The organism is Microbacterium halotolerans, assembly GCF_003569805.1.
Classification (GTDB): Bacteria; Actinomycetota; Actinomycetes; order Actinomycetales; family Microbacteriaceae; genus Microbacterium; species Microbacterium halotolerans.
Map to the genome: position 1 here is coordinate 215,717 of NZ_QVLP01000018.1, position 21,923 is coordinate 237,639.

The window sequence follows — 21,923 nt, forward strand, 5'->3', positions numbered from 1 at the left end:
GTGCCCCGATCGGGCCGCCCCGCTAGACTCTTCGCAATCGTCGGCGACCCCGCGCCGCGATCCCCAACCCCCGAGGAAGCTTTCATGGCACGCATTGCAGAATCCGGAGTCTCGCTCGCCGTCGTCGGCGCCACCGGTCAGGTCGGCGGCAAGATGCTGGAGATTCTGGCGCAGCGCGAGTTCCCGATTCGCGAGCTGCGACTGTTCGCTTCGCCGCGTTCGGCGGGCAAGGAGCTGACCTACGCCGGAACGACCGTGGTCATCGAGGACATCAACTCCACCGAGCTGGCGGGCATCGACATCGCGCTGTTCTCCGCCGGCGGCGGACCGTCGAAGGAGCACGCCCCGCGCTTCGCAGCGGCGGGCGCGAAGGTGGTCGACAACTCCAGCGCATGGCGGATGGATCCCGAGGTTCCGCTGGTCGTCAGCGAGGTCAATCCGCATGCGATCGACGAAGCCGCGAAGGGCATCATCGCGAACCCGAACTGCACCACGATGGCTGCGATGCCCGTGCTGAAGGTGCTCGACGCAGAGGCGGGGCTGGAGCGACTCATCGTCTCCACGTACCAGGCGGTCTCAGGGTCGGGCCTCGGCGGCGTGCAGGAGCTGCTCACGCAGGCCGAGGCCGCGATCGAGCAGGGCAGTGCCGCAGATCTCACCCACAGCGGGCAGGCCGTCGATTTCCCTGCGTCTGAGAAGTACGTCGCCCCGATCGCATTCGACGTCGTCTCGCTCGCCGGGAATATCGTCGACGACGGCTCCAACGAGACCGATGAGGAGAAGAAGCTCCGCAACGAGAGCCGCAAGATCCTCGAACTGCCCGAGCTGCGCGTCTCCGGCACCTGCGTGCGGGTTCCCGTGTTCACGGGCCACTCGCTCAGCATCAACGCCGAGTTCCGCGACCAGATCACGGCGGACCGCGCCCGCGAGGTGCTCTCCGGTGCGCCAGGTGTCGTGCTCGATGAGGTGCCCACCCCGCTGAAGGCGGCGGGAGCCGACCCGAGCTTCGTCGGACGCATCCGCCAGGACGAGTCAGCGCCGGAGGGCAAGGGCCTCGCCCTGTTCATCTCGAACGACAACCTGCGCAAGGGGGCGGCGCTGAACACGATCCAGATCGCCGAGCTGATCGCCGCCAGGGTTCCTGCGGCGGTCTGACCGAGAGAAGGAAGATCCGGATGCTCCCGAGCAGGGGCATCCGGATCTTCTGCGTTGCCTCCCACTGCACCTGCTGGGTGCAAGGGCACGGCGCCCGTGCCCTCAGGCGACGATGCGTGCCGAGCCGCGAACGGCCGGGCCGTTATGAGGCCTTCAGGAACTCCGGACGGATCGTGTCTCGCAGCACCTGCTGAAGATCCCCCGGCCGGCCTTCGAGGCCATCCAGGATCAACGCGCGGGCAAGAGTCGAAACAGGCAGATTGCGTTCTGAGGCGCCTTCGACAAGTGACGCGTACTGAGCAGCACTCAGCCTGACCGACACGATCTTCGGTTGGTCTCCTCGAGACTCACCCACTGCGTTCTCCGGAAGCGGGTCATGTCTACGGGGCTCCGATTCCTCCGACAGCGCGGCCAGCTTCGACTCGATGCTCATCACGAACCCCTTTCATAGCGTCGAACGTCGCTGCCGTTCGACTTCCACGCGTTCACTCCCCAGACCTTCGTGCCTTCTGTCGTAGTGATGACGGTGACGACAAGCCCTGCAGTCTCGGACCAGCCGATCGTGCGATCGGATTGCCCGCTTGCGGAGGCAGGATCCGGACGGAACACGATGGCCGACTCGTCTGTGTAAGCTTCGTTCGCCCACGCAGGTTCGATGTCGTTCTCGCCCTCCGACCCCTTGCGCAGGGAACGCGATCGAATGTAATCGCCGCGGTACGACCAGTCCGGCTCGGTCATGTATGACATTCTAATACAGAGCGCGCAGAACTTGGGATGACTGACTTGTGAGGCGTCTTGGTGTGGTATTGATTCGGCATACCATTGATCGTTGGACGCCGGTTCTCGATCATCCGGAGCATTTTCGGCGGATGCGAAGGAACGCCCGTTTCTTCGCTGGGCCATCGTTTAGGCGCAGGCGTCAGCGAGATTTAGGATGATCGGGTGAGCGAATCTGTCGATGTGGTGCTGATCGGCGGCGGAGTGATGTCCGCGACCCTCGGCACCCTCCTGAAGGAACTGCAGCCCGACTGGAAGATTGTTGCGTTCGAGCGCCTCGGTGACGTCGCGCAGGAGAGCTCCAACGCCTGGAACAACGCCGGCACGGGGCACGCCGCCCTGTGCGAGCTGAACTACATGCCCGACCCGGATGATCCGGCCAAGGCCGTGAACATCAACGAGCAGTTCCAGGTGAGCCGCCAGCTGTGGGTCTCGCTCATCGAACGCGGCATCCTCTCGGCGCCGGAGACGTTCATCAACTCGACCCCGCACATGACGTTCGTGCGGGGGGAGAAGGATGTCGCCTACCTGCGTCAGCGCTACGAGACGCTCAAGGAGCAGCCGCTGTTCTCCGGCATCGAGTACAGCGAGGACTCGCGGGTCATCAACCAGTGGGCGCCGCTGCTGATGCAGAAGCGGCGTGCGGGCGAGCCGTTCGCGGCGACGCGCGTGCCTGCAGGAACCGACGTCGACTTCGGCGCCGTGACGCACCAGCTGTTCGACCACCTCACCGAGAACGGAGTCGACCTGCGCCTCGATCACGAGGTGAAGAAGCTGAAGCGCCGCAAGGACGGCACGTGGGACGTGCGATACCGCAACATGGCGGGAAAGACACCCGGCGAGCTCAACGCCAAGTTCGTCTTCGTCGGTGCCGGCGGCTGGGCCATCAAACTGCTGCAGTCGGCGGGCATCCCGGAGATCTCCGGCTACGGCGTGTTCCCGATCGGCGGTCAGTTCCTGAAGACCTCGAACCCCGAGCTCGTCGCCAAGCACAAGGCGAAGGTGTACTCCCAGGCCGCGGTCGGTGCGCCGCCGATGTCCGTGCCGCACCTGGACGCGCGCATGGTCGACGGCGAAGGTTCGCTGATGTTCGGGCCGTTCGCGACGTTCAGCCCCAAGTTCCTCAAGCAGGGCAAGTGGCTGGACATCGTGCAGCAGGTGCGCCTCGGCAACATCGGATCGATGCTGAAGGTCGCGGTCACGAACCTCGATCTGGTCAGGTACCTCGTCAGCGAGCTGCTGAAGGGCCGAGCGAAGAAGCTCGAGGGGCTGCGCGAGTTCATGCCGACGGCGAAGGCTGAGGACTGGGAGCTGATCCAAGCCGGTCAGCGCGCCCAGGTGATGAAGGGCGGCAAGCTGCAGTTCGGCACGGAGGTCGTCTCGTCGGCCGACGGATCGATCGCGGGCCTGCTCGGCGCATCGCCCGGCGCCTCGACCGCGGTGCCGATCATGCTCAACCTGCTCGAGAAGTGCTTCCCGAACGAGCTCCCCGCGTGGAGGCCAGAGCTGCAGAGCCTGGTTCCGACCTTCGGCACCTCCCTGAACGACGATCCCGACCTGACGGCGCGCACCGTGTCGGCCTCCGCGGAGAAGCTCGGCATCCAGCACTGAGGTGCGGCAGTCGCGCGCTACTGCTGGTTCGGATCGAGGTCGTTCAGGCGAGGAAGCGGCTGCGTTTCGATCGCGGCGTGCTCGGCGATGGCGCGGCGTTCCAGCAGCGGGAATGCGACACGGAAGGTCGCGCCGCCTCCCGGTGTCTCCCTGACGGAGACCGAGCCGTGGTGAGCCTCGACGATCGACGACACGATGGCAAGGCCCAGGCCGCTGCCGCCGGTCTCGCGGGCGCGCGACGAGTCGGCGCGCCAGAATCGCTGGAAGATCTGCTCCCGGATGGCTTCAGGTACACCTTCGCCGTGGTCGACCACGGCGATCCACCCTGTCTCCGCGGCGGAATCGATGCCGACCTCCAGCTCGATCGGCGTGCCGTCGGGGCTGTAGCGGCGCGCGTTGCCGATGAGGTTCGCCACGACCTGCCGCACCTTGTGCTCCTCGCCCAGCACGATCGGGGGCAGGCCCGCGTAGTCGTCTGAGACCGGCGCACCCGCCCCGATGCGCGGCACGGGGCGGGTTTCGGCGTTGAGCTCGTCGGCTGTCGGCGCCGTCGGCCTGCTGCGACGGCGCAGAATGCTGATCGCCGAGGTGGTGGCGCGCTCGAGCGCGGACGGCGTGCTCTTCCTGCGGCTTGCGTGTTCGTCATCCGGAGCGTTGTGCGACTCATCTCGTACCGGCCGGATGGGGCCCGTGAGGTCGTGCAGGGTGCGATCGATCACCCTGACTCGGCGCGTGCTGTCGGCGGCGCGGGCGTCGAGCGCTGCGTCCCCGGCGACCTTGCGCAGATCGACCGGCGTGATCTCCAGCTCCCGCCTCTCGTCGAGGCGTGCGAGGGCGAGCAGGTCTTCGACCAGGGCGCCCATCCGGATCGCTTCCTTCTCGATCCGCTCCATGGTGCGGTCGAGGTCCTCCGGCTTGGTGATGGCGCCCATCCGGTACAGCTCCGCATAGCCGCGCACGCTGACGAGCGGGGTGCGCAGCTCGTGGCTCGCATCGCCGATGAAGCGCCGCATCTGCCGCACGGTGGCGTCGCGCTGTTCGATGGACTGGTCGACGCGGTCGAGCATCGTGTTGATCGCGACCGTGAGCCGGCCGATCTCGGTTGTGGGCTCGCTGTCAGCCATGCGCTGGCGGAAGTCGCCGCCGGCGATCGCCATGGCGGTCGCCTCCACCTGGCCGAAGCGGCGGAAGGTGAGCGTGACGACCCAGCGGGTGAGGAAGGCTCCGGCGACGATCGTCATGATCGCCACGAAGGTGAACACGACGAAGTAGGTGCGTACGACACCGAGCGTCTCGGACTCGGGGATCGCGACGATCTGGCTGTAGAGCGTGTTCGTGCCCTCCAGCTCGACGACGGCGACCGAGGCGCGGAATCGGTCTCCGTCTTCCGAGTCGATCGCGAACACGCGCGACTCCAGCGCCTTGGCGCGATCCGGTGTCAGCTCCGTGGCGAAGGCGGGCTTCTCGGAGTCCTCACCGATGCCGCCGGCCGAGCCGATGAAGGTGCCGTCAGGACCGTACAGGCCGACGAAGTAGCTCGTGTTGAGCTCGTCCTCGTTGGGCGTGATCTCGACCACGCCGTCCTCGTTCTCCGAGACCTGGAGCAGTCGCTTGGCCACGTCCTCCGACTGCACCAGCTGGCGCACCGTCTCGTTCACGTTGTTCAGCAGTGCGCTGTAGAGCACGAACGATGTGCCGACCCCCGCCACGAACAGCCCCATCGCCAGCACGGCGACGGTGACGCCCGTGACTTTGGCGCGGAGGCTGATACGCCGCCACCACCTCGTTACGGCGTCGGATTTCTCGGCCAGGGCAGGCTCCTACGCGGCCTTGTCGACCTTCAGCATGTAGCCGAAGCCGCGCTTGGTCTGGATGAGCGGCTCCGATGCCTGCGGGTCGATCTTGCGGCGCAGGTACGAGATGTAGCTCTCGACGATGCCGGCGTCGCCGTTGAAGTCGTACTCCCACACGTGGTCGAGGATCTGCGCCTTGGAGAGGACACGATTGGGGTTGAGCATCAGGTAGCGCAGCAGCTTGAACTCGGTGGGGCTGAGTTCGATGTGCGTGTCGCCGACGTAGACGTCGTGCGTGTCCTGGTCCATGGTCAGCTCGCCGGCGCGGATGACCTGCTCCTCCTCCTCGTTCAGCATCGTGCGGCGCAGGATCGCCTGGATGCGCGCCACGATCTCGTCGAGGCTGAACGGCTTGGTGACGTAGTCGTCGCCGCCGGCGTTGAGGCCCTTGATCTTGTCCTCGGTCTCGTCCTTCGCCGTGAGGAACAGGATCGGAGCGGTGTAGCCGGCGTCTCTGAGACGCTTGGTGACGCTGAACCCGTTCATGTCGGGCAGCATCACATCGAGCACGATCAGGTCGGGCTCCTCCTCGAGCACGGCCGAGATGGTCTGGGCTCCGTTGATGACGGTGCGGACCTGGAACCCCGCGAACTGCAGGCTCTGCGAGAGCAGGTCACGGATGTTCGGCTCGTCGTCGACAACCAGGATGCGAGGTGCAGTCATGGCCCCATTATGTCGGTGTCTGTGATGATCCGGCTGGAAATCGCGGGTTTACGTGGGATTTCCCCTGCTGGCGAACGAAAAAGCGTCTCGCGAGTTGGGCACATCTCGACAGCAGGGCGGCGCCCGGCGCAGGGTCAGCGGGGAGGAGGAGCTGCGGTGGCACCGGGGACGAAGGCGACGGGCATCGCGACCGGCTCGGGGTGCCCTCCGGCGAGGAGCTCTTCGACCAGACGGCCCGCCTCGCGCCCGCGGTCGCGCAGTGGCTGGCGCATCGTCGTCAGCGGCAGATCGAGCCACGGCACCGCTATGCCGTCGAAGCCTGTGACCGTGAGGTCGTCCGGTACGCGCAGGCCGCGTTCGCGTGCGGCTGCGACGGCACCGGCGGCGAGAACGTCGTTCTGCGCAAGGACGGCGGTCACGCGCGGGTCAGCGTCCAGCAGGAGGTGGGCCGCGGCGGAGCCCGCCTCGGCGTCTCGACCGCCGGCCTCGACGCGCACTGCGCGCGGGAACACCTGATGCACGGCCTCGAGGCGACCCCGGATGGTGCGGTTGGCGATGGCGTCGAGCCGGGAGCCGATCGGCTCGGGCCTGCCGGGCGAACGCGGCTCGCCGAGCTCCGTCGTTCTCATGATGACGCCGACCTCGGTGTGGCCCAGGGCGGCGACGTGCTCGGCCAGGCGCATCGTTCCGCCGCGGTCGTCGATCTCGACCAGTGTGATGTCGTCGGCGTGCGGGCCCTCGATCCCCACCATGGGGACACCGCGGGAGCGGACGACGGGGAGCAGCTCATCGAACTCCTCACCGCGCGTGGCGAACACGACGGCGTCGACCGGAAGGGACTGCAGGGGATCGGGACGACCTGCTGCATTCGCGCGACCGGGCAGCAGCAGCTGGCCGAAGCCCATCCGGTCGAGGCTGTCGGAGAGCCCGTCCATGGTCGCCAGCGCCACCGGGTTCTGGAACGCCAGCCCCACGCGCTCCGCGATGACGATGCCGACGATGCCGCTGCGCCCCAGACGAAGCGAGCTCGCAATCGGGTGCGGTCCGCCGTAGCCGAGGGCGGAAGCCGCGGCGAGGATGCGCTGCCTGGTCGGTTCGAGCACGCGATCCGAGCCTCGGAACGCGAGCGATGCCGTCGACGTGGACACGCCGGCGCGTTCGGCGACATCGGCGATGGTGACGCGCCCCGACCGGCCGCGACCCGCAGGACTCCCGTGTGCGGCTGCTGCTCTCACACCCTCACCGTAGCGCTGTTTCGCAACGTTTCGATACGTTCGTCGTCCGACTCGCGACTCGTTGCCCGGAGTTCACCGATCGGTCACGGAGGACGCGAATCATCGAAACGGTGCGATGACCGTCGCACCCGATCTTCGACAGAAGGAAACGCACTGTGATCAGAAAGCGAGCAATCCCAGCGGCCGCGGCCGGTATCGTCGCCGTCGGCGTCCTTGCGGGCTGCGGCCCCGTTGCCGCGGACGGCTCGGCCGCTGACGCCTCGACAGGTGAGTCGAGCCTCACCGTCTTCATCTCAGGTGACACCAACGTGCAGGACCTGTGGGAGAAGGGCATCATCCCCGCGTACCAGGAGGTGAACCCCGACGTCGAGGTCAGCACGACGATCGACCTCCATGGCGAGCACGACCAGCAGACGGTCGCGAAGCTGACCACGGCGACCGAAGCGGGCGACGCGCCGGGCTTCGATCTCATCGACGCGGGCTTCGTCGTCTCGAGCGCGGCTGAGGCCGACACGCTGCTCGAGGTCGACGCCGACTCGGTCGACGGCCTTGCATCCGTGCCTGAGTCCACGATCGAAGCCGGCAAGGGGGTCGGCATCCCGTACCGCGCATCGTCGGTGCTGCTCGCATACGACACCGAGCAGGTCGAAGAGCCGCCGCGCACGCTCGACGATCTGCTCGCCTGGATCGATGAGAATCCCGGGCAGTTCGCCTACAACTCGCCGTCGACGGGAGGCTCGGGCGGTGCGTTCGTCACCACCGTGCTCGACAGCTTCCTCTCCGAGGGCGACCAGGAGGAGCTCCGGGCGGGGTACGCGAAGGAGCTGGAATCCGGATGGGACGCAGGCTTCGAGCGTCTGTCCGAGCTCGGCGAGTCCGTGTACCAGGGCGGGGTGTACCCCAACGGCAACAACCAGGTGCTGGATCTCCTCGCCAGCGGCGAGATCGCGATGGCGCCGGTGTGGAGCGACCAGTTCATCACGGGGCAGAAGTCGGGGCTGATCCCCGACACGGTCGGCTACGCGCAGATCAGCGATCCGAGCTTCACCGGCAACGCCTCGTACCTGGGGATTCCGAAGACGAGCGAGCACACGGATGCCGCGGTGGAGCTGGCGAACTTCGTGCTGAGCTCCGAAGGTCAGCAGATCATCGCCGAGCAGATCTCCGGCTACCCGGTCGTCTCGCTCGACACGCTGCCGAGCGAGGTGGCCGACAAGTTCGCCGACGCCGACCCGTCTGCTCTGCGTCCGGGCTACTACAGCGAGGTCAGCTCCGACATGGCCAATGAATGGGACAAGCGGGTTCCGTGACCGGGCAGGTCATCCCAGCGGTGAGCGGAGGGTCGCGTGCGTCAGCGCGGCCCTCCCGCTCGGCCGCGCAGAGCGCTCAGAGGCGGCGGCGCGCCATCGGCTTCTCGATGGCACTGCCCCCGGTCATCCTGATCGCCCTGTTCGTCGGGCTGCCCGTCCTGCTGGCGATCGGCTTCAGCCTCGGCATGACGGGCGGGCTCAACAGCACGGCCGCGGCGATCGGGCAGAACGTGCACCAGGCCGACGGGCTCGTCACCCTCGACGCCTACGCTGAGCTGTTCGCCGATGTGCGCTTCGGGCGCGACCTCGGTGCGACGGTGCTCGTCACGGTCGTGACCACGGGCGTGACGCTCGCAACGGCGATCGGCATCGCCGTGTTCCTGCGGCTGCAGGGCGGGTGGCTGGGTGCCGTGCTGTCGGGCCTCGGCATCGTGCCGCTGTTCATCCCGGTCGTGATCGCCTCGTGGGGGATCCTCACCTTCTACTCGGGCGACGGGTTCGTGCGCAGCGTGTTCGCGCAGTTCGGTCTCGAGGGCCCGGTGTTCGGGTTCACCGTCACCGGCGTCGTCATCGCCTCGGTGTGGGTCAACCTTCCGTTCGCGCTGCTGATGGCGACATCCGGGATGCAGGCCGTGCCCGATGCGCTGATCGACGCCGCACGCGACGCCGGCGCGTCGACCTTCGCGATCATCCGCGGCGTGCTCGTGCCCATGGCGGGCATCCCGCTGGTGATCGCGTCGACCTTCACCGCGATCGGTGTGCTCGGGCAGTTCACGGTTCCCTACTTCACCGGGCCGAACGCTCCGCAGCAGCTGGGCGTCGACATCAGCAAGTACTTCCAATCGTTCAATCAGCCGCAGCAGGCCGCTGCGATCGCGGTCGTCGTCTTCGTCATCGCGTCGGGAGTCGCCGCGCTGTACGTCTGGGCGAACTTCCGCAGCGCGAAGCAGGAGGGAAGGGTCTGATGAGCGAACTCGTCCGCCGCGGCGCAGGCCGCGTCATCGTCGGCGTGCTCATCGTCGCCGTCGCCTGCTTCATCCTCGGCCCGCTCGTCTGGCTTGCGGCGCATGCCTTCGCCACGGAGTGGAGCTATCCTTCTCTGCTCCCCGAAGGGCTCACGCTCGACTGGTGGCGGGTGGTGCTCTCCGATCCCGGCCTGTTCGCATCGATCCAGAACTCGTTGTTCTTCGCGCCACTGACCGTCATCGTCTCCGCCCTCATCTGCCTGCCGGCCGCCTACGCGTTCTCGCGCTTCGACTTTCCGGGGCGGCGGGTGTTCCTCGTCGGTCTGTTCGCGACGAACGCGTTCCCCAAGATGGGCCTCTTCGTTGCGATGGCGACGGTGTTCTACGGCCTGAACCTCATGGAGACGGCGCTCGGCATCGTCATCGTGCACGTGATCGGAACAGTCGTGTTCATGACGTGGATTCCCGCGGCGGCTTTCAGCGCCGTGCCGCGCTCGCTCGAAGAAGCGGCTCGCGATGCGGGCGCGGGGCGCATGCGGGTGTTCCTGACGGTGACGCTGCCGATGGCGATGCCGGGCATCCTCGTCGCCGCTGTGATGTCGTTCCTCGCCTCCTTCGACGAGTCGCAGGGCACGTATCTCGTCGGTGCGCCCTCCTTCATGACGATGCCCACTGAGATGTACTCCCTCGTCCTGAACTATCCCAAGCAGGTCGCCGCTGTGTTCGCGCTCCTGCTGTCCATCCCATCCGTCGTCCTTCTGCTGCTGACCCGTAGATACATCATGGGCGGGCAGCTGGCCGAGGGCTTCCAGATCCGCTAGGAGAACCGTGACAGACACGACTGCGACCGACGTTCAGGGCCTGCGTCTCGCCGGCCTCACGAAGGAGCTGGGAGGCCGCACCATCGTCGACAACCTCTCGCTCGACATCGCCGAGGGAGAGCTCGTCTCGCTGCTCGGACCATCCGGATGCGGCAAGACGACCACGCTCCGGATGATCGCCGGCTTCCTTTCGCCGGAGAGCGGAAGCGTCGCCGTCGCAGGCCGTGACGTCACCGCGCTCGGTCCGGAGCGGCGGCCGAGCGCCATGGTGTTCCAGAACTACGCCCTGTGGCCGCACATGACCGTGGCGAAGAACATCGCCTATCCGCTGCGCATCGCGCGCGTTCCGCGCAGAGAGATCGCGCAGCGGGTGTCGGAGGTGCTGGAGCTCGTCGGACTGTCGCACCACGCGAACAGCCGGCCCGCGCGGATCTCGGGCGGTGAGCAGCAGCGCGCGTCGCTCGCCAGGGCGCTCGTGCAGCGCCCACAGCTGCTGCTGCTCGATGAGCCGCTGTCGAACCTCGACGCGAAGCTGCGCGTGCGGGTGCGTGAGGAGATCAGAGACATCCAGCAGCGTCTCGGCATCACGACGGTTCTCGTCACGCACGACCAAGAGGAGGCGATGGCGGTCTCGGATCGCGTTGCGGTGATGAACGACGGGCGGATCGAGCAGGCGTCGACGCCGGACGAGCTCTACCGGGCGCCCGCGACGGAGTTCGTCGCGGGGTTCATCGGTGCCAGCAACACCGTCGCCGCTCCCGACCTCGGCGACGGCGATGACGGTGTGCGCTGGATCGTGCGCCCCGAGCACGTCGAGCTTGTCGAGCACGGCATACCGGCGTCTGTGACGCGCGTGCTCCCGCACGGCCATTTCACGGAGGTCGCGCTCGTGGCGCGCGGCGTCGAGCTGCGCTCCTACGTCGGCACCGATGTGCCGGCCGTCGGCGATGAGGTGGGGATTCGGATCGCGCGGGCGCTGAGATACGACGACGGCCGACTCTCGTCCGCCTACGACGGGCGGACGGCACAGATCCGTGATCGGGTTGCGGCATGAGCGGCCGGATCGTCGCCCACCGCGGATACCACGGCGACGACGCGCATGGTGCGAGGGAGAACACGCTCGCCGCAGTCGACGCGGCGCTCGCCGCAGGCGCTGAGGTGATCGAGGTCGACGTGCGACTCACGCACGACGGCGGTGCGGTGCTGCTGCACGACGCGACGCTGGAACGGCTGTGGGGAGACGAGCGCGCCGTCGCCGAGATGACGCTCGACGAGGTCCTCGAAGTCGGAGGAGGTCGGCACCGGATCCCGCTGCTGGCCGACGCGGTCGAGCGCGTCAGGGGCGCGGGTTCCGCACTGCTCATCGACATGGACCACGCGGCACCGGCGTCGGCGGCGGTCGAGGTCGTGCGCGGAGCGCAGGCCGAGGCGTTCACCGAGTGGTGCGGCAGCCTCGACGCCATGCGCATCGTGCGCGAGTCGCTGCCCGACGCCGTGATCCACCTCCCGTGGGACTCGGCGGACCTCCCGACGTCGGCGGACCTCGTGCCGCTGCGCCCGGCCTTCGTGAACGCTCCGCACCTCTTCGTCGGTGCGGCGTTCGTCTCCGCCGTGCACTCGCTCGGCGCCCGCGTCGCGTGCTGGACTGTCGACGAGCCGGCGCAGGCGGCGCACCTCGCGCGCATCGGCGTCGACTCGATCACGACGAACCGGCTCGAGTGCATCCGCGACGCGGTCGCGACGGATGTGCGCGACGAGCGGGCGCGTCGCCTGAGCGTGGTCGACGGGCTCGCCGGGCATGCCGCCCTCCTCACGCGCCGGGCGCGCAGGGACGGAGTCGGTTCGGTCTCCACGAAGCAGAACCCAGCCGATCACGTCACCGAGGTCGACCGGACCGTCGAACGCGATGTGAGAGCGGTCCTCGGCGCGCAGTTCCCCGACCATGACATCGTCGGCGAGGAGTACGGCGGCAGCTCCGACGGCACCGTGCCCTGCTGGTACCTCGACCCCATCGACGGCACGGCCAACCTTGCGAACGGGGTGCCGTGGACGAGCTTCTCCCTCGCGCTCGTGGAAGAGGGCGCGCCCGTGGCGGCGGCCGTGCTCGACCCGGTCGGCGAGACGCCGGTCGTCGCGGCGGCAGGAGCGGGCGCCTGGCGCTGCGGTGTGCGGCTCGCGGTGCCGGAATCACAGGGCGGCGACCCGCTCGTGGGGCGTATCGTCACGACCGAACTCGCAGGCGCACAGGCGTGGCCGGGCTTCGTCGAGATGCTCTCCGCTCTCGCCGCCCGCAGCTGCACGCTGCGCGTCCCGGGATCGGGCACGGCGACCCTTGCGGGTGTCGCTCTCGGTCGGGGCGTCGCGGCGATGGTGCATCGGTACAGTCCGATGGACCATGCCGCGGCCCTGCTCATCGTCGCGGAAGCAGGCGGTGCGGTGCGCGACGACACGGGCGCGCACAACCTGCATCCGGAATCCGGCGCCGTCTTCGTCGGCGCGACTGCTGCCGCTGCTGAGGCGCTGCTCGCGGAGTACTCAGCGGCTCGCGAGATGCGCACATCTTCGACGAGATGACGTCGGGAGCGGCGCATCTCGGCGAGAAGTGCGCATCTCGGCAGCGGGGGCGCCGCTCTAGGCCGCGGCGAGAGTGTCGGCGTCGTAGATGGTGTAGCTGTAGCCCTGTTCGGCGAGGAAGCGCTGGCGGTTCTGGGCGAAGTCCTGGTCCACGGTGTCGCGGGCGATCAGCGTGTAGAAGCTCGCGGTCTGGCCGTCCTGCTTCGGGCGCAGCAGGCGTCCGAGGCGCTGGGCCTCCTCCTGCCGCGAGCCGAATGAGCCGGAGACCTGGATGGCGACCGAGGCGTCAGGAAGATCGACCGAGAAGTTCGCGACCTTCGACACCACGAGCACGGGCAGTCTGCCCTCGCGGAACTCCTGGAACATCCGCTCACGCTCGTCGACCGGCGTCGACCCGGTGATCTGCGGTGCGCCGAGCCCGTCGCTGAGCTCCTGGAGCTGATCGAGGTACTGGCCGATCACCAGCACCTGCTCGCCGGGGTGGCTCCGGATGATCCGGCGCGCGACATCGATCTTGGCCGGAGCGGTCGCGGCGAGCCGGTAGCGGTCGTCGTCGGCGCTCGCCGCGTACTCGAGCCGCTCGTCGGCCGGCAGATCGACGCGCACCTCGTAGCAGGCGGCCGGCGCGATGAAGCCCTGCGCCTCGATCTCGCGCCAAGGCGCGTCGAACCGCTTGGGGCCGATCAGGCTGAACACGTCGCCCTCGCGCCCGTCCTCGCGTACGAGCGTCGCGGTCAGGCCGAGGCGGCGGCGCGCCTGCAGGTCGGCGGTGAGCTTGAACACCGGAGCAGGGAGCAGATGCACCTCGTCGTAGATGATCAGCCCCCAATCGAGAGCGTCGAGCACGCCCAGGTGCGCGTACTCGCCCTTCCGCTTGGCGGTCAGGATCTGGTACGTCGCTATGGTGACCGGCTTGATCTCCTTGACCTGGCCGGAGTACTCGCCGATCTCCTCCTCCGTGAGGGAGGTACGCCGCAGCAGCTCGTCGCGCCACTGTCGCGCCGAGACCGCGTTCGTCACCAGCACCAGCGTCGTCGTCTTCGTCTCGGCCATCGCACCGGCGCCGACCAGCGTCTTGCCCGCACCGCACGGCAGCACCACGACGCCCGAGCCGTCGGCGGAGAACGTGTCGACCGCGTGCCGCTGGTAGGGGCGCAGCGACCACTCAGTCTCGTCGAGAGCGATCTCGTGCGGCGTGCCCGGCGTGTATCCGGCGAGGTCCTCGGCCGGCCATCCGATCTTCAGCAGCTCCTGCTTGATCTGTCCGCGCGCCCATGCCTCGACGACGAAGGTGTCGGGGGAGGGGTGGCCGACCAGCAGCGGCTGCACCTTCCTGTTGCGCGACACCTCGGCGAGCACAGCATTGTCGGTGGAGCGCAGGATCAGCTGCCCGTCGTCGTCGCGCTCGATCGTGAGCCGGCCGTAGCGGTTCACCGTCTCCCGGATGTCGGTGGAGACCGACGCGGGAACGGGGAACCTCGTCCAGCGATCGAGGGTCGTGAGCATGTCCTCCGCCGAGTGTCCCGCGGCCCTGGCGTTCCACAGCCCGAGCCGCGTCACGCGGTAGGTGTGGATGTGTTCAGGAGCGCGCTCGAGCTCGGCGAACACCGCGAGTTCATGCCGCGCCGTCTCGGCATCGGGATGCGCGACTTCGAGCAGCACGGTGCGGTCGCTCTGGACGATGAGGGGTCCGTCAGACATAGCGAACAAGTCTACCGGCGTGCGGTGAACACGGCGTCACGCGGGGCGGACCGCCGTGATCGAACTGACGGGGAGTGTGCGTTCCACGTCGGCGCCGCGGTCGAGCCCGCGCAGGCGTCCTCCGCCCATCCCAGTCGCCTCCAGCGTGAGCTCGCGGGTGGAGCCGTCGGGCATCGCCACCGAGACGACCAGCGTCGACTTGCCCTTCACCGCGGCGTTCAGCTCGCGTTCGAGCCACGCGGTGTCGGTGTCGTCCGCCTCCGACTCCCGCAGCCGTTCGATGAGAGGTCGGTGGCGCTGCTCGGCCGGAGCTGCATCAGGAGCCACTTTGCTGCGATCGAGCACGATCGTCTCGCCCGCCTCGTCGATGGCGACGACGGGGTAACGGGCATCGGAGAGCGCCCAGAACACCGCCCGCCGATCGGCTCGAGTGCGCAGCAGCGCGCCGTCCGCGGTGAGACCGAGGGCGCGAAGCGACTGGTCGACGGCGATGGTCGCGACGAGATGATGGTCGGGGCTGGAGACGATCGTGCGGCCCGTTTCGGGCTCGAGCGACACGCGTACCAGTCCGTGCCGCTCAGCGGTGCGATCGATCAGGTACGCCAACGGCTGGGGCACCCCCGTGATCGACAGCCCCCTGAGGAACGCGCTGATCGACTCCGAGGTCTCGCCTGCGCCCAGGGCCGACGACACGGACCCCTCGGTGAATCGGTAGGTCGACGCCTGCGCGTGAGATTCGCGCACGGCCATCGCGCGCAGCCGCACGTCGAGCGGCGGCGAGAGCGTCCCTGGGGAGATGGCGGTGAGATCGTTCTGCAGGAAGACCCGGTCGACCTCGGCAGGCAGGAGTGCGAGCAATGCGGACGGGTCGGCGTCGCGGCCCTCGCGCAGCGGTCGCGCCCACGTCGGCTCGCCGTCTGCGGCGATGAGGCCGGCGAGCTCGAACATCCGGCGCCAGCGATCGGCCGCCTCCGGCCAGGTGGCCGCGAGCGGGTAGGCGTCCGGCCAGAGGGCGGGGTCGACCCATCCGGATGCGCCGGCGGCGGGCCGGAGGCCGTCGGGAATCGCACTGCGCAGACCGAGCACGAGTCGTTCCCACCGGTGGGGCGTGTCCGCCCTCGTCCATTCCGCGCCGGCGGAGGTGACGAGCCACCGTCGGTCGTCGGCGCGGACCAGGCCGGCCGTCTCTGCGGCCTGAACGAGGACGTCCGCCTCGTCGGGGTCGTGCACGATGCCCTCATGGGTGAGCCTGCGGCGTTCGTTCGCTCCGAGCCGCTCGCCGACGCGGGGCATCGGAGTGCGCATGCCGTCGAGCATCACCTCCGCCATCGCCGACATGCCGGTGAACGCCCGCTCAGCGGCGTGCGCCGCGGCATTCTGCGACGCAGCGACCGGTGCCGTCGTCGGCGTGCGCGAGAGGCCATCCGGGATCGCCATCAGCACGGGTGCATACGGCCGTCCGTCGGCGTCGGTGAGCCCGAGGCGCTCGCCGCCCGCGCCCTCCCTGAGATCGCACAGCACATCGCGGGGAAGGGCGCTAACAGCGGCCGTGACCGAATCGGGTGAGAGCAGCGCATCAGCTGCGTCGAACCAGTCGCGCCACGATGCGTGCGCGGACACCCCGCGTGCCGAGAACAGGGAGGCGATCTCTTCGTCGCCCGCGACACTGAGCCGTTCCGCGAGCGAGCGGACCCGGGCTTCGGCGCTGACGGCAGTCAAGATGCTACGGGCGCTTCGCGGCGCGGCCCTTCCTGATCATCGTCATGATGACGAGCGCGAGCATCATCAGGAAGCCGACGGGCAGGCCGATCATCGGAAACCATGAAACGATCGGCCATGCGCCCTCGCCCAGCTGTGCTGCGTTCATTCCGGAGGCACTGGCGATCAGGATGACGAAGAAGCACACCACGGACACGACGATGATTCCGAGCGACGCGAAGGTCAGGAACCGGTCGATCCCGCGGACGGGCGGCTCCTGCGCTGAGGGCTGAGGGGTCACGCTTCCCAGGATACGGCAGACCGTGCGATCCGGGCGCGGGCGGCGGCTCGGATGGGTAGGCTGGGGGAACGGGCTGTCTGCCCTGTCCGCACGTTGGTTTCGTACGTCAAGAGGTGCCAATGCCCACCGGCAAGGTCAGGTTCTACGACGAGGAGAAGGGCTTCGGCTTCATCTCTTCAGATGATGGCCAGGATGTCTTCCTGCACGTCTCAGCGCTGCCGGCGGGCGGCGACGCGCCCAAGGCGGGGATGCGCGTCGATTTCGGCATGGCCGATGGGCGCAAGGGGCCGCAGGCGCTGTCGGTGCGCTATCTCGAGAAGGCTCCGAGCAGAACGAAGCCGACGCGCAAGAACCCGGAGGAGATGGCCGTGATCATCGAGGATCTGGTGAAACTGCTCGATGGAGTGGGCGAGGACCTGCGCCACGGCCACTATCCGTCGAATGCCCACGCTCGCAAGACCGCCCAGGTGCTGCGCAAGGTCGCGGATGAGATCGATGCCTGAGTCGCAGGACGAGGCGGCCGAGGTCCCAGACGCGCAGCAGGACGAGCTGTCGGGGCCGGATGCGCGGCTCATCGCCGCACACGACCTTGCGCTGACAGCTCTGCATGAGATCACGCCTGCCGAGTCGATCGGCGTCGCGGCCGGTCACCGGACGGAGCAGGACGGCATCGTCTCCCTGCTGTTCGAGAATCGGTTGCTGGGGTACCCCGGTTGGTACTGGACGGTGTCGCTCGCGGTGGTGCAGGGCGCGGAGCCGACTGTGCTCGAGGCCGAGCTGCTGCCGGGCGACGACGCGCTGATCGCACCGGAATGGGTCCCGTGGTCCGTGCGCCTGAAGGAGTACCAGGCGCAGCAGCGCGCCGCAGCCGAAGAGGAAGCTGCGCGCGCGGAAGCACAGGGCGACGACGAGACGACCTTCGACGAGTTCGACCCCGATGATGATGACGACGACTTCTCGGAGGACGGTTCGCCGATTCTGCACGCCGGAGACGTCGACGGCGTCGACATTGACGAGCTCGACGCGGGCGGCGAGGAGGACGAACCGGATGATGAAGAGGCGGACGACGATGATCCGGAAGACGACGTCGACTCGGAAGACGGCGACGACGCCGAGACGAGTCGCTGACCGCGGCACATCTCGGCGATAGCCGCGCAGTGCGCTACAGCTAGCGCGACTGGTTCTCGAGGACGTACTCGATGCAGCGCACGAGGCGGCGCACATCGTCGGGCTCGATCGAGACGAACGTAGCGATGCGCAGCTGGTTGCGGCCCAGCTTGCGGTACGGCTCGGTGTCGACGATGCCGTTGGCACGCAGCGTCTTCGCGATGGCCGCCGCGTCGACATCTTCGGCGAAGTCGATCGTCGCGACCACGGGGGAGCGGTGCGCGGGGTCTGCGACGTACGGGGCGGCGACCGAGGATGCCGTCGCCCAGTCGTAGAGCAGGCCGGACGATTCGCGGGTGCGGGCGTCGGCCCACGCGAGGCCGCCGTTGTCGATGATCCAGCCCAGCTGACTGTCCAGCAGATGCAGCGTCGTGATCGCCGGTGTGTTGTACGTCTGGTTCTTGCGCGAGTTGTCGATCGCGGTGACGAGGCTCAGCGACTCCGGCACGTAGCGGCCGCTCGCGGCGATGCGCTCCGCCCGCTCGATCGCGGCCGGCGACATGATCGCCGCCCACAGGCCGCCATCGGAGCCGAGGTTCTTCTGCGGTGCGAAGTAGTACACGTCGGTCTGCGCGATGTCGACGTCGATGCCGCCGGCAGCGCTGGTCGCATCGATCACGGTGAGGGCGCCGTCGTCGCCAGAGACGCGGGCCACCGGGGCGTATGCGCCCGTGGACGTTTCGTTGTGCGGCCATGCGTACACGTCGACGCCCGGCGTCGGCTCCGGCAGCGCGATCGAACCGGCCTCGGCCGTGCGGATATCCGGAGCCTCGAGCCACGGCGCACCTGCTGCCGTGGCGAACTTGCCGCCGAACTCGCCGAAGGTCAGGTTCTGGCTGCGCGACGAGATCAGACCGAAGGCTGCGGCATCCCAGAACGCGGTCGAGCCGCCGTTGCCGAGTACGACCTCGTAGCCGTCTGGCAGGCGGAACAGGTCGGCGAGACGCTCGCGGACGCTGCCGACGAGGCTCTTCACCGGCGCCTGGCGGTGCGACGTCCCCAGCAGGGAACCGCCGACGGCGGCGAGTGCGGCGACCTGCTCTCCGCGAACCTTCGACGGGCCGCACCCGAAACGGCCGTCAGCTGGCAGGAGTTCGGCAGGAATCGTGAGCGTCATGACTCAATCGTATGACCGCTTCCGGACCCGCACGCGCATCCGATCGAGGTAGGCTTGCCTAACACCGATACGGAGGCCTTGATGACCGATCTGATCGATACGACGGAGATGTACCTGCGCACCATCCTCGAGCTCGAGGAGGAGAACATCCTTCCCCTGCGTGCGCGTATCTCGGAGCGCCTCGGGCATTCCGGCCCCACCGTGTCGCAGACGATCGGCCGGATGGAGCGCGACGGGCTGGTGCACGTCGGCGAGGATCGGCGTCTCGAGCTGAGCGCCGCCGGTCGGCAGAAGGCCGTCGATGTGATGCGCAAGCACCGCCTCGCCGAACGGCTCCTCTCCGATGTGATCGGGCTCGACTGGGCGTTCGTGCACGAAGAGGCGTGCCGCTGGGAGCACGTGATGAGCGAGCAGGTCGAGCGTCGGCTCGTCGAGCTGCTCGGCCACCCCTCCGAGTCGCCGTACGGCAACCCGATCCCTGGGCTCGACGCGATCGGCGGCGACGCAGGCGGTGAGTTCGATGAGGGCGTCGTGGGGCTCGTCAAGGCACTCGATGCAGCGGGCGAGCCGATCACGGGGACCGTGCGTCGACTCGCTGAGCCTGCTCAGGTCGATCCGGAGCTTCTCGAGCAGCTGCGCGGCGCGGGCGTCGTGCCCGGCGCGACCGGGCAGTTCCGCTACAGCGAGGGATACGTCCTCGTCGAGATGAACGACCGCGACGAGGCGCTCGAACTGCCCGCCGAGATCGCCTCGCACGTCTTCCTCGTCGCTCCGCGCTAGGTGTCACACGCGGGGCGGAATGATCCGATGCGGATCGAATCGTGACTCTGCCGTGACTTTTTCGTTATCCTCGCGTAGCGTAGATGTGTCGGTGAGTGTTGCACCCGCTGACACCTGCGGGCAAGCGCCTCTCCGGCTCGTCCTTCTCGCAGGCCGCACTGACCCCGAACCAGTGTTGACGAGTCGGCGCCCCAGGGCGCGAGGCGACGGAGGAAGAGCTTTTGACCCACACCGATTCGTCAGCAGGCGCACCCGACGCCGCTGAGTCAGAGACCCCCACGAACGGTGCTTCCGTGATCTCGCGACGCGATATGCGCCGTGCGGAGCGTGAGTTCCGCGCGGGCGCCAAGCCCAAGTCGACCGTGCGACCCGTGCGCTCCCTCGCGACGGTGGGCGCGGTGCTCGCGCTTCTCGCAGGCGTGGCGATTCCGGCTTACGCTGCGACCAGCGGCAGCGCGGAGCAGTCGGACAACCCCTCGGCGCACGAGCTCGCCGAGCAGAACGCACAGACGCTGTCCGTCGGCGAAGGTGTGAAGGCGGACGACCTCGAGGTGTCGAACTACGCCGCGACCACTCCGGAGGAGATCGAGGAGAAGAAGGCAGCAGAGGCCGCGAAGCGCGCAGAGGAGGCCGCTGCCGAGGCCGAGGCCGCTGCAGCTACCGCTTCGTCAGGCACCAGCACGCCGGCCGATATCGGCGATTCCTCGGTCGAGCCGGTCGGCGGCGCGGTGAATCCGCTGCCCTCCGGTTCCTACTACATCAGCCGCACCGTCGGCAGCGGCCACGCGGGTGCCGACATGGTCGCCCCCGGCGGCACGCCCATCTACGCGGCGAAGTCCGGCACTGTCACGATCTCGTCCGAGGGCTATTTCGGCTACGGCGTCGCCGTGAAGATCCAGCATGGCGACGGCACGGAGACTCTCTACGCTCACATGACCTACGGCAGTCGCCAGGTCACCGCAGGCCAGCAGGTGTCGGCAGGCCAGGCGATCGGTGCCGTGGGCAACACGGGCCGTTCGTACGGTGCTCACCTGCACTTCGAGTACCGCATCAACGGCGCAGTCGTCGATCCGGTTCCATATTTCGGGCTGTGAACGGCACGAGAACGGCGCCCGTCTCCTCAGAGAGGCGGGCGCCGTTTTTCTGTGTTCGTCTCCGTGAGTTCACCCGAGTGTTGCCGCCCGGGCGTGTCGCGTGCGTTACGCTGTAGCCGTTGCCGCGAAGAACGCAAAGGGAGATGCCGTGAGCCGAATACCTCGCATCCGCACCACGGATGCTCTCGGTCGTTACGTCTTACGGCATCGTGTGCACACGATGCGCGGGGCACCCGCGCGCACAGGGCGCTGTCTGTGAGGCAGTGCCCTTTTTCGTGCCCGCACTCCCTGCCGTCACAAGCGGTGGCGATGGTTCGAGAGCCCGGAAGCCGTCCGGGACCCATCGAAGGGAAAACGCATGCGCACTCTGGTACTCAACGCCGGATATGAGCCGCTCGCCGTCGTGTCGTTCAAGCGGGCGCTGGTTCTCGTGATGAACGACAAGGCGAGCGTCATCGAACGGATCGACGGCGACCCGGTCTGGGGGGCGAACACGGTCTTCGACCGCCCTGCCGTGATCATCCTGTCCCGATACGTGCGGGTTCCGCAGGCCCGCAGAGTTCCGGTGACCAGACGCGGAGTGCTGCGCCGCGACGGAAGCCGATGCGCGTACTGCGGCAAGTCGGCGTCGACCATAGACCACGTGATGCCGCGCTCGCGCGGGGGAGGCGACACCTGGGCCAACCTCGTCGCCTGCTGCCTGCGCTGCAACAACCTCAAGAGCGACCGCACGCCGAAGGAGATGGGCTGGCATCTGAGGTTCAGTCCGCAGGCACCGCGAGGAGGGTCATGGACGGTGCGGGGCACTGAGCGGGGCGATCCGCGCTGGGAGCCCTACCTCGCCCTGGCCGCCTGATGTGAGCCCTGCGCATTCACACGGTAGGCTTGAGCCGGGCCTCCGTAGCTCAGGGGATAGAGCACCGCTCTCCTAAAGCGGGTGTCGATGGTTCGAATCCATTCGGGGGCACGGATGTATGGTGTTCGAAGCCGCGACGCGTCGAATCGTGTCGCGGCTTCGAACCCCCACTCCGTCATCTGGGCTGACCGGTGGTCATCGCTGGTCGAGACGGCCATCCGCTTCGACGAGATGATCGAGAAGCG

The 21,923-nt window shown here is 68.2% G+C and carries 21 protein-coding genes and 1 tRNA gene; 13 read left to right on the forward strand and 9 right to left on the reverse strand.

Annotated elements, in window-relative coordinates; genetic code table 11:
• Positions 1–84 precede the first annotated feature (84 nt).
• A complete protein-coding gene (locus DZG09_RS15970) occupies positions 85–1,155 on the forward strand; it encodes an aspartate-semialdehyde dehydrogenase (protein ID WP_119698745.1) in 1,071 nt (356 codons plus the stop codon).
• Positions 1,156–1,297: 142 nt separating this feature from the next.
• On the opposite strand, the gene DZG09_RS15975 is transcribed toward DZG09_RS15970, so the two are convergent.
• Entirely contained in the window at positions 1,298–1,588 is a 291-nt protein-coding gene (locus DZG09_RS15975; protein ID WP_119698746.1) for a hypothetical protein, read from the reverse strand.
• Positions 1,588–1,893, reverse strand: coding sequence for a hypothetical protein (locus DZG09_RS15980; RefSeq protein WP_205529208.1), 306 nt, complete (start codon positions 1,891–1,893; stop codon positions 1,588–1,590). Before DZG09_RS15980 ends, DZG09_RS15975 begins: the two co-directional genes overlap by 1 nt.
• A 204-nt stretch (positions 1,894–2,097) precedes the next feature.
• Here DZG09_RS15980 and mqo point away from each other — a divergent pair, with 204 nt between their 5' ends.
• Positions 2,098–3,543: a malate dehydrogenase (quinone) gene (mqo, locus tag DZG09_RS15985; RefSeq protein WP_119698747.1), complete on the forward strand. Its 1,446-nt coding sequence runs from the start codon at positions 2,098–2,100 to the stop codon at positions 3,541–3,543.
• 17 nt (positions 3,544–3,560) lie between these two features.
• On the opposite strand, the gene DZG09_RS15990 is transcribed toward mqo, so the two are convergent.
• From DZG09_RS15990 to DZG09_RS16000, 3 genes are all read right to left on the reverse strand, one after another.
• Positions 3,561–5,264 carry a sensor histidine kinase gene (locus tag DZG09_RS15990; protein WP_162893366.1) on the reverse strand — a complete coding sequence of 568 codons (1,704 nt, stop codon included), beginning with the start codon at positions 5,262–5,264 and terminating at the stop codon, positions 3,561–3,563.
• A gap of 99 nt (positions 5,265–5,363) precedes the next feature.
• Entirely contained in the window at positions 5,364–6,059 is a 696-nt protein-coding gene (locus DZG09_RS15995; RefSeq protein ID WP_119698749.1) for a response regulator transcription factor, read from the reverse strand.
• A gap of 134 nt (positions 6,060–6,193) precedes the next feature.
• Positions 6,194–7,294 (reverse strand): LacI family DNA-binding transcriptional regulator, encoded by a 1,101-nt coding sequence (locus tag DZG09_RS16000; RefSeq protein WP_119698750.1) that lies wholly within the window; start codon positions 7,292–7,294, stop codon positions 6,194–6,196.
• A gap of 155 nt (positions 7,295–7,449) precedes the next feature.
• On the opposite strand from DZG09_RS16000, the gene DZG09_RS16005 reads away from it, so the two are divergent.
• From DZG09_RS16005 to DZG09_RS16025, 5 genes are all read left to right on the forward strand, one after another.
• On the forward strand, positions 7,450–8,604 hold the full coding sequence (locus DZG09_RS16005; RefSeq protein WP_119698751.1) for an extracellular solute-binding protein: 1,155 nt from the start codon (positions 7,450–7,452) through the stop codon (positions 8,602–8,604).
• Between the two features lie 107 nt (positions 8,605–8,711).
• Positions 8,712–9,569 carry an ABC transporter permease gene (locus DZG09_RS16010; RefSeq protein ID WP_240424112.1) on the forward strand — a complete coding sequence of 286 codons (858 nt, stop codon included), beginning with the start codon at positions 8,712–8,714 and terminating at the stop codon, positions 9,567–9,569.
• Positions 9,569–10,390: an ABC transporter permease gene (locus DZG09_RS16015; protein ID WP_119698753.1), complete on the forward strand. Its 822-nt coding sequence runs from the start codon at positions 9,569–9,571 to the stop codon at positions 10,388–10,390. Before DZG09_RS16010 ends, DZG09_RS16015 begins: the two co-directional genes overlap by 1 nt.
• Before the next feature lie 7 nt (positions 10,391–10,397).
• The gene (locus tag DZG09_RS16020; protein WP_119698754.1) at positions 10,398–11,444 is read left to right on the forward strand and encodes an ABC transporter ATP-binding protein; all 1,047 of its coding nucleotides are present in this window, start codon (positions 10,398–10,400) and stop codon (positions 11,442–11,444) included.
• Positions 11,441–12,964 carry an inositol monophosphatase family protein gene (locus tag DZG09_RS16025; RefSeq protein ID WP_119698755.1) on the forward strand — a complete coding sequence of 508 codons (1,524 nt, stop codon included), beginning with the start codon at positions 11,441–11,443 and terminating at the stop codon, positions 12,962–12,964. The genes DZG09_RS16020 and DZG09_RS16025 overlap by 4 nt, the downstream gene beginning before the upstream one ends.
• 57 nt (positions 12,965–13,021) lie before the next feature.
• On the opposite strand, the gene DZG09_RS16030 is transcribed toward DZG09_RS16025, so the two are convergent.
• From DZG09_RS16030 to DZG09_RS16040, 3 genes are read right to left on the reverse strand one after another with little or no spacing between them, the layout of a single operon-like run.
• Entirely contained in the window at positions 13,022–14,665 is a 1,644-nt protein-coding gene (locus DZG09_RS16030; protein ID WP_119698756.1) for a DNA repair helicase XPB, read from the reverse strand.
• A gap of 36 nt (positions 14,666–14,701) precedes the next feature.
• Positions 14,702–16,384, reverse strand: a complete 1,683-nt coding sequence (locus DZG09_RS16035) for a helicase-associated domain-containing protein (RefSeq protein ID WP_119698757.1) — start codon at positions 16,382–16,384, stop codon at positions 14,702–14,704.
• 4 nt (positions 16,385–16,388) lie between these two features.
• Entirely contained in the window at positions 16,389–16,664 is a 276-nt protein-coding gene (locus DZG09_RS16040) for a multidrug ABC transporter ATPase (protein WP_119698758.1), read from the reverse strand.
• A 119-nt stretch (positions 16,665–16,783) separates the two neighbouring features.
• Between DZG09_RS16040 and DZG09_RS16045 the strand changes: the two genes are divergently transcribed.
• Positions 16,784–17,167, forward strand: a complete 384-nt coding sequence (locus tag DZG09_RS16045; protein ID WP_119698759.1) for a cold-shock protein — start codon at positions 16,784–16,786, stop codon at positions 17,165–17,167.
• Positions 17,160–17,792, forward strand: coding sequence for a DUF3027 domain-containing protein (locus DZG09_RS16050; protein WP_338040011.1), 633 nt, complete (start codon positions 17,160–17,162; stop codon positions 17,790–17,792). Before DZG09_RS16045 ends, DZG09_RS16050 begins: the two co-directional genes overlap by 8 nt.
• A gap of 40 nt (positions 17,793–17,832) precedes the next feature.
• Here DZG09_RS16050 and serC read toward each other — a convergent pair whose 3' ends face one another.
• The gene (gene serC, locus DZG09_RS16055) at positions 17,833–18,948 is read right to left on the reverse strand and encodes a phosphoserine transaminase (protein WP_119698761.1); all 1,116 of its coding nucleotides are present in this window, start codon (positions 18,946–18,948) and stop codon (positions 17,833–17,835) included.
• 81 nt (positions 18,949–19,029) lie between these two features.
• On the opposite strand from serC, the gene DZG09_RS16060 reads away from it, so the two are divergent.
• From DZG09_RS16060 to DZG09_RS16075, 4 genes are all read left to right on the forward strand, one after another.
• Positions 19,030–19,728: an iron-dependent transcriptional repressor DtxR gene (locus DZG09_RS16060; RefSeq protein ID WP_119698762.1), complete on the forward strand. Its 699-nt coding sequence runs from the start codon at positions 19,030–19,032 to the stop codon at positions 19,726–19,728.
• 221 nt (positions 19,729–19,949) lie between these two features.
• Entirely contained in the window at positions 19,950–20,822 is an 873-nt protein-coding gene (locus tag DZG09_RS16065; protein ID WP_240424113.1) for a M23 family metallopeptidase, read from the forward strand.
• 358 nt (positions 20,823–21,180) lie between these two features.
• Entirely contained in the window at positions 21,181–21,678 is a 498-nt protein-coding gene (locus tag DZG09_RS16070) for an HNH endonuclease (RefSeq protein WP_119698763.1), read from the forward strand.
• Between the two features lie 38 nt (positions 21,679–21,716).
• Positions 21,717–21,789: transfer RNA gene (locus tag DZG09_RS16075), tRNA-Arg, on the forward strand.
• The last annotated feature ends 134 nt before the right edge of the window (positions 21,790–21,923 follow it).

Bases quoted from the DNA above. Each gene is read 5' to 3' on its own strand.
- DZG09_RS15970 (WP_119698745.1), top strand. From the start codon at position 85: ATGGCACGCATTGCAGAATCCGGAGTCTCGCTCGCCGTCGTCGGCGCC.
- DZG09_RS15975 (WP_119698746.1), bottom strand. From the start codon at position 1,588: ATGAGCATCGAGTCGAAGCTGGCCGCGCTGTCGGAGGAATCGGAGCCC.
- DZG09_RS15980 (WP_205529208.1), bottom strand. From the start codon at position 1,893: ATGACCGAGCCGGACTGGTCGTACCGCGGCGATTACATTCGATCGCGT.
- DZG09_RS15990 (WP_162893366.1), bottom strand. From the start codon at position 5,264: ATGGGGCTGTTCGTGGCGGGGGTCGGCACATCGTTCGTGCTCTACAGC.
- DZG09_RS15995 (WP_119698749.1), bottom strand. From the start codon at position 6,059: ATGACTGCACCTCGCATCCTGGTTGTCGACGACGAGCCGAACATCCGT.
- DZG09_RS16010 (WP_240424112.1), top strand. From the start codon at position 8,712: ATGGCACTGCCCCCGGTCATCCTGATCGCCCTGTTCGTCGGGCTGCCC.
- DZG09_RS16015 (WP_119698753.1), top strand. From the start codon at position 9,569: ATGAGCGAACTCGTCCGCCGCGGCGCAGGCCGCGTCATCGTCGGCGTG.
- DZG09_RS16025 (WP_119698755.1), top strand. From the start codon at position 11,441: ATGAGCGGCCGGATCGTCGCCCACCGCGGATACCACGGCGACGACGCG.
- DZG09_RS16030 (WP_119698756.1), bottom strand. From the start codon at position 14,665: ATGTCTGACGGACCCCTCATCGTCCAGAGCGACCGCACCGTGCTGCTC.
- DZG09_RS16045 (WP_119698759.1), top strand. From the start codon at position 16,784: ATGCCCACCGGCAAGGTCAGGTTCTACGACGAGGAGAAGGGCTTCGGC.
- DZG09_RS16050 (WP_338040011.1), top strand. From the start codon at position 17,160: ATGCCTGAGTCGCAGGACGAGGCGGCCGAGGTCCCAGACGCGCAGCAG.
- serC (WP_119698761.1), bottom strand. From the start codon at position 18,948: ATGACGCTCACGATTCCTGCCGAACTCCTGCCAGCTGACGGCCGTTTC.
- DZG09_RS16060 (WP_119698762.1), top strand. From the start codon at position 19,030: ATGACCGATCTGATCGATACGACGGAGATGTACCTGCGCACCATCCTC.
- DZG09_RS16070 (WP_119698763.1), top strand. From the start codon at position 21,181: ATGCGCACTCTGGTACTCAACGCCGGATATGAGCCGCTCGCCGTCGTG.